The organism is Nitrospinota bacterium (assembly GCA_029881495.1).
Lineage (GTDB): Bacteria > Nitrospinota_A > UBA7883 > JACRGQ01 > JACRGQ01 > JAOUMJ01.
Genome location: JAOUMJ010000006.1, coordinates 113,236 through 125,049, shown reverse-complemented (window position 1 = coordinate 125,049; position 11,814 = coordinate 113,236). Strand labels below are relative to the sequence as shown.

Below are 11,814 nucleotides of genomic sequence, written 5' to 3'. Positions count from 1 at the left end.
GAACAATCCTGCGCTCTCCGCTTCCGACGTGAAATACATCATGATGGGGAGCGCTGACAAAAAAACGAGCCTTGCGAATAAAGTGGCTTCAGGCGGACGGCTGAATGCATACGCATCTCTCGTAACCGCCGGATCAGGGGACAACACTCCCCCTTCAACAACCGCCGATCCGGCTGGCGGTGTGTATCAAAGTTCCATGTCTGTGACCCTTACCTGCGATGACGGTGCCGGAACCGGATGCGCGAATATATACTACACGACGGATAAAACGGAGCCGACTACCCATTCGACGCGGTATTCATCGCCAATCCCGATAACACGCGGCACGCTATTGAAATTCTTTTCTATGGATGTAGCCGCAAACAGGGAGGCGGTTAAGACCGAATCGTATACGATAGGGAACAGCACGCCGGATTCCGACATACCTCCGGAGGAGAAGGGGAACGGATGCTTTATCGCAACCGCCGCATACGGGAGCTATCTCCATCCTTACGTCAACGTGTTGCGAGAGTTCCGCGACAGGCATCTTCTTAAGAGCGGATACGGAAGGTATTTTGTCGAGCAGTATTATCATTACTCTCCGCCATTGGCGGACTATATTTCCGAAAGCCCGGCGCTGAGATTCACCGCGAGGATACTTATCAGCCCGATGGTATTTGCCGTGCTCTATCCTTTTACAGCTTTGGCAATGACCTCTCTTTTACTCCTCTTTGCCTTTCGTTTTTATTGCGCTAGAATGGGAGCCGTAAGAAACAAGTAGCTGAAGGGGTTTTTGGGGGATGCGAGGAATTTTCAATCTGAAGGCGTTTGCGCCGGCAATATTCATGATTTCAATTCTGTTTATCGGCTGCGCGAAAAATTCTCCTAGGGTGTCGAATTTCTCCGCCGAAAATACAGCCAATCCACAGGGGGAGAGCGGTAAAATTGTCGAGGGGAACCTCATCGTGAAATTCCATGACGGGATATCCCCAGAGCGGATATCGGAGATAAACATTGCCATGAGGGCCAGGCCGATCAAGAAGATCGGGAAAGACAATACCTACCTTGTGCAAACCCCCGATGATGTGGATGTGCGACACGCGGCGATGAAGTACATGTGGTTCGGCGAGGTGATCTATGCCGAGCCGAATTTCAAACAGGAGGCTTTCTAGCTCCTCGGTTTCATGCGCGTCTACGTTCCGGCAAGCGCGATTGCCACCTGCCCAAGAGAGAGGCCCCCGTCGTTTACCGGTAATTGCCTCGGAAGATATACGTTGAAGCCTTCCAGCTCAAGCCGCTCATAAAGCCTTGCCAGGAGAAGGGAGTTCTGGAACGTACCGCCTCCAAGGCATACATCCGCAACTCCGCTCTCTTTCCGCGCAGATATACAGCACTCAGCCATCGCGGTCGCGATAGTATTGTGGAACAGAGCCGATGCGCGAGCCGGTTCATGCCGGATTTTCAGTATTTCAGCAAGCATTCCGGGGAAGGATATTTCGCCCGTTTTTCCTGTCTCGAAACTGTACGAGCCGGTAATTGTGCTGTCGGCAATCGCCTGCAGGAGGATCGGAGCCTCCCCTTCGTAACGGTTATGATGGCATATCATCAGAATGGATGATATCGCGTCGAAAAGCCGTCCCGCTGAACTCGATAACGGTGTGTTGATCCCGTTTTTAATCATGGCGATCATATTTTTCACCTTTGATTCCCCGATTGAGTTTACAAACGAAGGGTGTTTATCGTACAACCTGTCGCCAAACTCCGAGTAAAGGAGGGCTACGGCTGTGCGCCACGGCTCTTTCGCGGCGATGTCGCCCCCAGGGAGTTTTAACAACGGGAGATGGAACTTTCTTTTGTATTCTTTCATCGAACAGAGAAGCGCTTCGCCTCCCCAGACCGTACTGTCCGGACCGAAGCCGGCGCCGTCCATCGCAAGCCCGATAACCTCTCCATTCAGTTTATTCTCCAGCATCACGGAGGCGATATGAGCGTGATGATGCTGGATTTCAATTATCGGAAGTCCCAGACTCCTTCCGTAGTTGGAGCTGAAATATCCGGGATGGCTGTCTACCGCGACAAGCTCCGGCTCGATCCCGAAAATCTTTTTAAAGTGGGATATCGACCTTTGAAAGGAGTTGAAAGCCTCGGCGTTTTCCAGGTCACCTATATGGGGCCCTGGAAATACCGTGTTCCCCCTGGCAAGGGAGAAGACCGATTTCAGATCCCCTCCGCAGGCAAGGAGCGGGGGGGATTTCTTCTCGATGAATACCGGCGAAGGGACCCACCCCCGTGACCGCCTCGCTATCATGGTTTTATCGCCGAATATTTTTACGACGGAGTCGTCGCAACGCCAGACTATCGGGCGGTTATTGGAGAGATAGTAGTCGGCAATTCCGCCGAGTCTCTCCATGAGGGCTTCTTCCTCGAAAACTATCGGCTCGTCGCTGATATTGCCGCTTGTCATAACGATCGCCGCCGGGGAGGATGTTTCAGCAAACATGAGGTGGTGCACCGGCGTGTATGGGAGGAAAACGCCGTATTCGTTCAGGCCGGGAGCGATCGATCCGGCGATAAAGGTGTTCCGCTTCTTTTGAAGGAGGACTATCGGTTTCTCGCGTGAGGTCAGCAACCTCTCCTCCTGTTCGTTCACCTCCGCGAACTCTCTAATGGATGCGACGTCCTTTGACATGATCGCGAACGGTTTGGCTTTTCGGAATTTCCGCTCGCGGAGAAGGTTTACCGCAGTCTCGTTCGTCGCGTCGCACGCGAGATGGTATCCCCCCAGCCCCTTGATGGCGACGATCTTTCCTTCCGAGATATGGCGCATTACCTCCTTTACGGGATCAGGAGATTCCTCTTTCTCACCTTCGCCGTTCATTAAAATCAGCGAAGGGCCGCAGACGGGGCAGGCGTTTGGCTGGGCATGGAATCGCCTGTTTTTCGGATCCTCATATTCGGCCCGGCAGTCGCCGCACATCGTGAAATCTTTCATCGAGGTGAACGGCCTGTCGTAAGGGGTGCCGTTGATGATGGTATATCTCGGACCGCAGTCGGTACAGTTTATGAACGGGTAGCGGTACCGCCTGTCGTCCAGATCCAGAAGCTCGGCAAGACAGTTGCCGCAGAGGTCGTTGTCCGGAGAGATGAGCGCGACGTCGTCACCGGTCGAATCGCTTTCAAGGATTACGAACTTCCTTTCGTTTTTCACTTCCACCTTCACAGCGGATATATCCGCTATCCTTGCCAGCGGCGGGGCCTCGTTTTTCAGAAGGTCGAGGAATTTCATGCATACTTTTTCATCCCCTTCAATCTCGATAGTGACCCCCAGCTTGTTGTTCAATATCTGACCGGCGAGCTTGAGCCTTTCGGCAAGGTTATATACGAAAGGGCGGAAACCGACCCCCTGCACGATTCCGCGAACCTCTATCCTCCGCCTTGAGACTGACATTTACCCTTTGCCGTCGGCGACGGAAAAGAGCCAATCGCACCAGCTGTCGAGGCCCTCCCCGGTTTTTGCGGAAGTCCTGAATGTCGCAAGTGATGGATTCACTTCCAGAGCCTCTCTCTCATAGCTGTCGGCGGTGACCCCAAGCGCGTCTTCGAGATCGATCTTGTTTATCACGAGATGCGAGCAGGCGCGGTACATTCCGGGATATTTTTTCGGTTTGTCGGCCCCTTCAGTGAGAGCCCCCAGCATCACGGTATAGTTCTCTCCGAGATCGTATCCCGCCGGGCATACCAGGTTCCCGATATTTTCAATGATAAGAAGCCTGATGCCTTCGGGGATACCGTCAAGCGATTCTTCCACCATCACCGCTTCAAGGTGGCATCGGCCCCCGGTGTTTATCTGCACGGCCCATTCCGCTCCGGCGTCTTCAAGTATCTTCGCGTCGTGATCGGTCGCTATGTCTCCGGCGATAACTCCGATTGAAAGTTTCCCCTTCAGCTTTTTTATCGTTTCAGCAAGGAGCGTGGTCTTCCCCGCGCCGGGGGAACTCATTATGTTTACTACCGCTATGCCGAGAGCGCCGAATTTTTCGCGCAATCGTGTGGCTGCGATGTCGTTCTTCTCAAGGATCTTTTTCTCTACTTTGATTATTTTGGTCATTCTATTTCAATATCCTTTATGTAAAGCTCCATCCCCCCTGAAGGTATTATCACGCCGCCGCATCGCGGGCAGGCGAAATCGTACTGTCCTACTTCAAATTCATCACGGCAGGATTGACAGAACGCCGTTGCGGATACCGTCTCAATCTCCAGCGTCGCCCCTTCGGCTATGGTGTCCCGCGCAACCTCATCAAAGCAAAAGTGCAGGCTGTCAGTTACAACTCCGGCAAGATTGCCGACTACGATAGTGACTTTGACAACCCTTGAAGCCTCTTCATCTTCCGATTTTTCGAGAACTGTTTTTATAAGCGATTCCGCTACCGCCAGTTCATGCATACGAATATTATAAACGACCGGTTTCCTCTTTTCTCCGTGAATGCCGGACAGGAGCGCGATTTCCAAAACCGGAAGAGGAAAAGGTTTGGTTTACTGTTCCTGCGTTGGAGCTGATGGTTTTTCAGCGATCATTATCAGCGAGAGACCCGGCAGGGGGAGTATCTTTTCAACTATCTTAAAGACCGGCACCAGCATGTCGAATATTTTCAGCTGAACTTTTCCCATTCTTTTCCTTCTTAGAACAACAGAGTTGAGCCACCAGCCGAACATTGAAGGGAAATTGAATCCGTGCGCGGTCGTCACCTTGAAACCACACTCCTCCAGAAGGCTCCTCAACTGACGTTTTCCGTAGCGTCTCACATGCAGTACCTCCCTGTCGTAGGAGCCGTAGAGCCATTTGTATTGGGGGACAAGGAGGCACAGCTTCCCCCCTTCATCCAGCAGGTTGAACATGCGGAGAACGGCGGAGCGGTCATCATCGATATGCTCTAGGACGTTCAGGCAGACTATCGTGTCGTACCCCTTTTTGAGATTGGCAAAATCCTCGTCGCTGTTCAGGTCGAGCTTCGCCACGTCCACCACTTCGTTATTGGCGAACGCGTCTTGCAGTATCTCCACGTATACAGGATCGTTGTCCGTTACCGTCAATCTCTCCTTCTTCGGGAGCAAGCGGCTGATATTCCCTATGCCGGAACCTACTTCAAGGATCCGGGTGCCGAAGTGAGGGAGTATCACGTCCACCATCCATGCGTTGAACCGCCTCGCAAGGGCCATGCTCGCGAGAATGTCGTGACCATACCGCTCTTCGTAGCAGTCGTCCAATATGTAGTATTTGATTATCGTATATATCGCCGAGACGCCGTCTTTCCAGTTTATCTTTTTCCCTTCGGCGTATGTTCTGCCATGATAGTTTATCGGCACTTCGTAAACGACGCAGTTGCGCCTCGCTACCTTGGCTGTCAGCTCCGGCTCCATTCCGAACCGGTTCGACCGGATCGGAATGGTTTTCAGGATATCGGCCTTGAAAGCCTTGTAGCATGTCTCCATGTCGGTGAGGTTGAGTCCGGTCAGGATGTTCGACAGGAAGGTAAGGAATCGGTTCCCAAGCGTATGATGATAGTTTAAAACCCTCGTCATCTCGCGGGGCATGAAACGGGAACCGTATACAACGTCCGCGTGCCCGTCGATTATAGGTTTTAGGAGTCTAGGGTATTCGTTAGGGTCGTACTCCATGTCGGCGTCCTGGAAGATGATATACCTCCCGTTCGCTTCCGCTATCGCGCGCCTGATGGCGGCACCTTTCCCCATGTTTTTAGGCTGGTGAAAACCCCTTATCTGCGCCGGATAGCTCTTCGCCAGGTCGTCCACCACCTTGCCCGTTCCGTCGGTGGATGCGTCGTTCACGATAATAAGCTCTATCTTCAAGCCCTTGGGAAGCTGAACCGATAATACCCGTTCGGCGCATTTCCTGATGTACCCGCGCTCGTTGAATGCCGGCATCAGCACGGAAACAAGATTTTCATGCGCAGTCACGCGTGCCCCCCTTTGTGCAGGATATGGTCGTCTCTCCCAAAGCTATCCCCTTTTGAATTATGCTTCCGGCGTTCATTTTTCCCCTTGGGCAGTGAGTAAATTTATCCCACCTGCCAGAGTGGAATATACTTCATGGGGATTGGATACTCAATACGGACTTTCCCGGCGGCGGATGGAAGCGCGGTTTTTATTAACAGGATTTGCTGGTAAAATTCCATTAAACACGCAGTGCGCTTTCGCGCGTAACCGTTTATCAGAGGTATATGGATGAAAACGAAAAAGACCGCTTACATTTTATGGCTCCTCCTTGGGATCATCGGCATTCATAAATTCTATCTCGGCTTCAAGTGGTGGGGTTTCGGATATCTAGGGCTCTTCATCGCCGGGAGCGCGACGTTTGCCTTCGGGATAGGGGTTTTCTTTTACGGCATTCTGGTTATCCTATGGCTTGTCGACGCGATAACGCTCCCCGGCCAGGTTCGCAAGGCGAACGAAAATCTTGCCAAACTTTTCAGGAAGTAGAACTGCCATATCTGCTGACTGAGAAGGTAATCCCTATTCAGCAGATCCTCGGCAACTGGTCGCCGATGACAGGCTCGATGATGCGGTTGCCGATGAACGATGTCTTCATCTCCACACGCCCGGCGGGACACCCCCCGACCCTGCCGATGATGGACGCCTCTTTTCCGCACGCCACTTTCTTCATCGCCTTTAAAACATTTTCCGCGCTGTCTGACGGCACGAACGCGACAAGCTTACCTTCGTTGGCTACATGAATAGGATCAAGCCCCAGTATCTCGCAGACCGATCTGACTGCGACACTCACCGGTATCAACGCCTCTTCGATGACGATCCCCTTTCCGGAGATCGAAGCGATCTCGCATAGCGACGCTGAAAGACCGCCGCGGGTCGGGTCGCGCATCATCCTGATATTCGGCTCCGCTTTTAGCATCGCTTCCACGAGGCTGTTTAGCGGGGTGGAGTCTGAAACGATTTCCGTATCGAACTCAAGCCCCTTGCGCCGGGTGAGTACCGCCGTTCCGTGATCGCCGATGGTTCCAGAAAGAATTACAATATCGCCGTCGATAATGTTTTTCGCGGAAATATCGATCCCTTCCGGTACGAATCCGATCCCCGTTGTATTGATGAACAGCTTGTCGGCGTGCCCTTTCGGGACGACCTTTGTATCGCCTGTGACGATAGACACGCCGCAATTTTTCGCTGCTTCCGCCATGGAAGCGACGATCTTTTTCAGCTCGGCGATGCTGAACCCCTCTTCGATGACGAATCCGGCGGAGAGGTATTTCGGTATCGCGCCGGAAACGGCGAGGTCGTTCACCGTTCCATGCACCGAGAGGGAGCCTATATCGCCGCCGGGGAAGAATATAGGGTCTATCACGAATGTATCGGTGGAGAACGCCAGTTTTCCTCTCTTGGGCGGATCGATCAGCGCACCGTCGGAGAGTGTTTCAAGGAGCGGATTTTTAAATGCAGGGAGAAACACATTTTTCATTAATTCACCGGAAGCCTGCCCACCTCCTCCGTGGGCGAGCGTGATATGGTCAGCGCGCTTCAATTTCGGAAACCTTTCCATGGAAACGGTAGTAGACCGAGCAGGTCCCTTCGTCCGATACCATGCACGCGCCGACAGGCTCTTCCGGGTTGCATGCGGTACCGAAGAGTTTACAGTCGGTCGGTTTGTTCAGCCCCCTTAATATCTTTCCGCAGATGCACCCTTTTGTTTCGCTGTCGTTCACCTCTATTTCAAGGCCGAACTCGTTGCAGGCGTTGAATCGGGCGTATTCGCGATACGGCTTAAGTCCGCTGCCGGGTATCGCCCCTATGCCGCGCCAGAGGGCGTCGACAGGAGTGAACACCTCCTTCATCATCTTCTGCGCGTTCAGGTTCCCTTTAGCAGTCGCGACACGCGAGTACTGTATCTCCGTTTCGGCGGCGCCACGGTTTGCCTGACGGACTATCGCAAGGATGCTCGACATTATGTCGAGCGGTTCGAAGCCGGATACCACGCACGGCCTCCCGGCGTCGGTTAGCGGTTTATAGATCGATGTTCCGGTTATGGTCGTAACGTGTCCCGGGCAGACGAACGCGTCTATCCTCACCTCTTCGGCAAGGAGCGCCGATAGAACCCCCGGTGTTGTCTTGTGCGCGCTCAGAACGAAATAGTTGTTTATCCCTTTTATTTTCGCCATCTTTATGGAGGCGGCGCTCACAGGAGCGGTTGTCTCGAAACCTACGGAGAAGAAGACAACCTTTTTATCCCGATTGTCGGCAGCCATTTTTACGGCATCGTCGGGGGAATATACCACTCGGATGTCCATCCCCCTTGCCTTTGCATCGCGTAGCGACATTTCCGAGCCGGGTACGCGGATCATGTCGCCAAAGGAGGCGAGTATCACCCCATCCATTGAGGCGAGTTTTATTGCGGCGTCGATCTCCCCCTTCGATGTGACGCATACCGGACAGCCGGGACCGGAGACCATCTCTATCAGGTCGGGGAGGAGGTCGGGTATTCCGTACTTGAGGAGAGAGATGGTGTGCCCTCCGCAGAACTCCATTATGCGGATCCTCTTTTTTGTTTCGGCGCCGATGACGTTTTGAAGTTTTCTGGCGAGCGAAGGGTCGCGGAATTCCGACATGTATTTCATCGGCTACATCTTTTCCGCGTCATTGATGTTTTCTATTTGATTAAGGAGGTCGAGAGTTTTCTTCGCCTCTTCCCTGCTGAGCAGCGAGATGGCGGAGCCAGCGTGGACGATAACGAAATCCCCTATCTTGGCGTCGGGCACAAGCATCAGGTTCACTTCCCTTTTGACGCCCCCTATCTCCGCGACACCGCTGAATTCACCTATCTCGACAAGTTCCATGGGAACGGCAAGACACATCGCTTTCCCCCCTGACAGTTTTATTAAATTCTATCACTTTTTTTGAAAAGTCTGAATTAGAGGCGATTATATGAATTGGAGAATGCTGTATTTTGATTTGCTGATATTTATAATTCCAGAAGCTACAATGATCATCTGAATTTGGCAACAGGGCATGGATTTTAAAAAGAGGGAAATAGATGAGATTGTTTTTTACGTTTTTGCTTTTCGTTTCGTGTGCGGGGACCTCTATGGCCGGGGATTTTGTAGTGAAAATACGGGATGTCGACGTTAAACGAGGCGGGAACATTGTTATTTTTATCTTTGGTGAAGATGGGTTTCCAAGGAGCGATGAAAAAGCGGTAACCTCAAAAATTATCAAAGCCGATCAATCTGAAATAGAAGTAAAGCTCTCGTCTGAGTTGGATGAACTGGCGATTAAAGTCTTTCACGATGAAGATGGAAACGGGAATGTCACCAAAAACTGGACCGGGATTATTCCCAAAGAGGGGATAGGCCTATCAAAACAGCAAAAGATATCTTTCCCAAATCCGCCAAAATACGAGAAGTCGAGGCTCTACAGGGAAGAATATCTAAAAGGGGTTACAATCCAGCTCCAGTACATGTAGTAGATAGCAAAAGGTCTGCTCAAACCAGAATTTCTCTGCAGGATTATTTGATTGAGGAGGGAGCCCGGTACTGAGGAGGACAAATTGCTGGGCTGTTGGGTGCGTTAGTTAGGATGTATCCCTTCTCGAGAACTAGTCGATTACAGAAAATTGACAATTCCAGGGTTGAGGTCTACAATTTAAACAGGTACATAAAAGTAATTGAATATTACTAAAGACGTTATGACTACTGATGGGAGTAGCATTATGTTCTTCTCTGTGTTCTTCGGAAATGATAAAGGGAGATCCCTGTCTCCTTTTGATACCACTTTCTTAGGCGTCTTTAACCGACACCCCCTAATAAAGGTATTTCCTTATGAATGCTCACAGAGTAGCGCCAGCACGTAACGGCGAGATTTACGTAGCTGTCAGAACAAAGACCATACTGGCCTGTATCCTTCACTGGATTCTTGTCCTATCCATAATCTGTCTGATCATCACAGGATTTTATATCGCCAACCCTGTCTATTACTACGGCATGGGGGAGGCTTATCAGGCGTTCGCAATGGCAAACATGAGAATGATCCACTTTATTGCGGCAACAACCCTTATCTTCGTATTGATAGTCAGGATATACATCGCTGTCGGTCCGAAAGATTCGATAATCATCAGGGACTACAAGCAGTTTCTCCCGACGCCGAGAAACATCGTCAACGCGGTGAAGCTGGCGTGGTATTTCCTTACAGGCAATGGCGAACATGGGCAATACCGATACATAAACCCGCTTGGCGGGATCGGCGTTTTCGGGATGATAGTTTTCATGTTCGGCATGGTGTTCACCGGCTTCCTCCTCTACCTGCCGGGCGAGAATCCGAACACCATCTGGTACTCGATAGCCGGTTCGTTTACGAACATGCTTGGCGGCCAGCAGAGCGTGCGTCTTCTTCACCATCTGATGATGTACTGCCTGATGTTCGTGATAGTCATTCATATCTATATGCAGATCTGGAAGAACACGATGTTCACGGAGTCGGATATCTCCGCCATCATTGGCGGCTACAAGGTTTTTCCGATGAGTCAGATAGGGCGCTTCTCAGATTACTACCAGGTCGCGGAGGAGGACTTTTTATCGCGTCCAAAGGAGGGGAAGGCAAAATAGATGTCCGGCGTTTTGCCGCGCATTGTTGAATTAAAACCATGGGTGACTAATTCAGGCGTATTGGTGCGAGGAGGTAAGTATGTGTAAGCAGAGGAACCAGTTCGTAGGGCTAGACCCGGAAAGGCGGAGGGACGCTTTTGGCGAAATTGACCGCCGCGATTTCATGTCGTTTTGCGCGACGATGGCCGCCGTGCTCGGGCTGGGCGCGTCATACATTCCAAAAATAGCGGAGGCCGTTGAAAAGGCCGCCGGGAAACCGTCAGTGATCTGGCTTCACTTCGCCGAATGCACCGGTGATTCAGAGGCGTTCATACGTTCCACATACCCCTCCACCGAAGAGCTGATACTTGAGATACTTTCAGTTGATTATCACGAGACGATAATGGCCGCTTCCGGCACGGCCGCGGAAGAGGCGCTTGCCCAGGCGATGAAAGAGAACAAAGGAAAATACATCGCCGTATGCGAAGGGGCTATCCCGCTCGCCGTTCCGCCTGGGCCGGCGGGGAAGAAAGGGGCCTACCTTACCATCGCAGGAAAGACCGGCCTTGAGCTGGCAAACGAGGTATGCGGAGACGCGGCGGCGGTAATGTGCGTTGGCAACTGCGCGTCGTTCGGAGGGGTGCAGGCACAGAGGCCGAATCCCACCGGAGCGGTCGGCATCGAAGAGGCGACAGGTATCCCGACGCTGAAAATTGCCGGATGTCCTCACAACGTAGTTAATTCCGTTGCAACGGTAGTGAACTTCCTTCTCCTCGGAACATTGCCGAGGACTGATAAGCTGGGTCGTCCGCTATTTGCTTACGGGAAGAGGATCCACGACGCCTGTCCACGAAGGGCGCATTTCGACGCGGGGCAGTTCGTCGAAGAGTTCGGCGACCAGGGCGCGAAGGACGGCTGGTGCCTGTACAAGGTGGGCTGCAAGGGACCGCAGACATATCACAACTGCTCGATAGTCGAATACAACGACGGTACTTCGTGGCCGATAAAGGGGGGTCACGGCTGTATCGGATGTTCGGAGCCGAAGTTCTGGGACAACATGTCACCGTTCTACGAGAGACTCCCCAACGTCATACTGCCGGGCGTTGAAGCAACGGCGGACAAAGTCGGCTTCACCCTTGTCGGAGCGGCGGCGGTCGGCGCCGCGGCGCATGCGGCTTATACCTATAAGAACCGCAGAAAATTTGACGACACCCTAAAAGGGGAGGAGTAA

At 52.2% G+C, this 11,814-nt stretch carries 13 protein-coding genes; 6 read left to right on the top strand and 7 right to left on the bottom strand.

The annotated features are described in order from the left end of the window. Together OEY64_04310 and OEY64_04305 are read left to right on the top strand one after the other, a co-directional pair. A partial coding sequence (locus tag OEY64_04310) for a chitobiase/beta-hexosaminidase C-terminal domain-containing protein (GenBank protein MDH5542171.1) occupies positions 1-760 on the top strand: 760 nt, incomplete at its 5' end. Between the two features lie 19 nt (positions 761-779). Further along, entirely contained in the window at positions 780-1,151 is a 372-nt protein-coding gene (locus OEY64_04305; GenBank protein MDH5542170.1) for a hypothetical protein, read from the top strand. A gap of 20 nt (positions 1,152-1,171) precedes the next feature. Here OEY64_04305 and hypF read toward each other — a convergent pair whose 3' ends face one another. The 4 genes from hypF to OEY64_04285 form a co-directional block, all read right to left on the bottom strand. After that, a complete protein-coding gene (gene hypF / locus OEY64_04300; GenBank protein ID MDH5542169.1) occupies positions 1,172-3,427 on the bottom strand; it encodes a carbamoyltransferase HypF in 2,256 nt (751 codons plus the stop codon). Continuing rightward, the gene (hypB, locus tag OEY64_04295) at positions 3,428-4,087 is read right to left on the bottom strand and encodes a hydrogenase nickel incorporation protein HypB (protein MDH5542168.1); all 660 of its coding nucleotides are present in this window, start codon (positions 4,085-4,087) and stop codon (positions 3,428-3,430) included. Then, positions 4,084-4,422, bottom strand: a complete 339-nt coding sequence (hypA, locus tag OEY64_04290; protein MDH5542167.1) for a hydrogenase maturation nickel metallochaperone HypA — start codon at positions 4,420-4,422, stop codon at positions 4,084-4,086. Before hypA ends, hypB begins: the two co-directional genes overlap by 4 nt. A 90-nt stretch (positions 4,423-4,512) precedes the next feature. Continuing rightward, on the bottom strand, positions 4,513-5,955 hold the full coding sequence (locus OEY64_04285) for a bifunctional glycosyltransferase/class I SAM-dependent methyltransferase (protein MDH5542166.1): 1,443 nt from the start codon (positions 5,953-5,955) through the stop codon (positions 4,513-4,515). A gap of 267 nt (positions 5,956-6,222) precedes the next feature. Here OEY64_04285 and OEY64_04280 point away from each other — a divergent pair, with 267 nt between their 5' ends. Further along, positions 6,223-6,477, top strand: coding sequence for a TM2 domain-containing protein (locus tag OEY64_04280; GenBank protein MDH5542165.1), 255 nt, complete (start codon positions 6,223-6,225; stop codon positions 6,475-6,477). A 37-nt stretch (positions 6,478-6,514) separates the two neighbouring features. Here OEY64_04280 and hypE read toward each other — a convergent pair whose 3' ends face one another. Genes hypE through OEY64_04265 form a run of 3 tightly spaced genes read right to left on the bottom strand, consistent with a single transcriptional unit; the run spans position 6,515 to position 8,858 of the window. Further along, complete coding sequence (gene hypE / locus OEY64_04275) at positions 6,515-7,549, bottom strand: hydrogenase expression/formation protein HypE (protein MDH5542164.1); 1,035 nt, start codon at positions 7,547-7,549, stop codon at positions 6,515-6,517. Then, the gene (hypD, locus tag OEY64_04270; protein ID MDH5542163.1) at positions 7,518-8,621 is read right to left on the bottom strand and encodes a hydrogenase formation protein HypD; all 1,104 of its coding nucleotides are present in this window, start codon (positions 8,619-8,621) and stop codon (positions 7,518-7,520) included. The genes hypE and hypD overlap by 32 nt, the downstream gene beginning before the upstream one ends. Before the next feature lie 3 nt (positions 8,622-8,624). Continuing rightward, a complete protein-coding gene (locus OEY64_04265) occupies positions 8,625-8,858 on the bottom strand; it encodes a HypC/HybG/HupF family hydrogenase formation chaperone (GenBank protein ID MDH5542162.1) in 234 nt (77 codons plus the stop codon). Between the two features lie 230 nt (positions 8,859-9,088). Between OEY64_04265 and OEY64_04260 the strand changes: the two genes are divergently transcribed. From OEY64_04260 to OEY64_04250, 3 genes are all read left to right on the top strand, one after another. Beyond that, complete coding sequence (locus tag OEY64_04260) at positions 9,089-9,466, top strand: DUF2141 domain-containing protein (protein ID MDH5542161.1); 378 nt, start codon at positions 9,089-9,091, stop codon at positions 9,464-9,466. A 355-nt stretch (positions 9,467-9,821) separates the two neighbouring features. After that, positions 9,822-10,604 carry a Ni/Fe-hydrogenase, b-type cytochrome subunit gene (gene cybH / locus OEY64_04255; protein ID MDH5542160.1) on the top strand — a complete coding sequence of 261 codons (783 nt, stop codon included), beginning with the start codon at positions 9,822-9,824 and terminating at the stop codon, positions 10,602-10,604. Positions 10,605-10,683: 79 nt separating this feature from the next. Then, positions 10,684-11,814, top strand: a complete 1,131-nt coding sequence (locus OEY64_04250) for a hydrogenase small subunit (protein ID MDH5542159.1) — start codon at positions 10,684-10,686, stop codon at positions 11,812-11,814.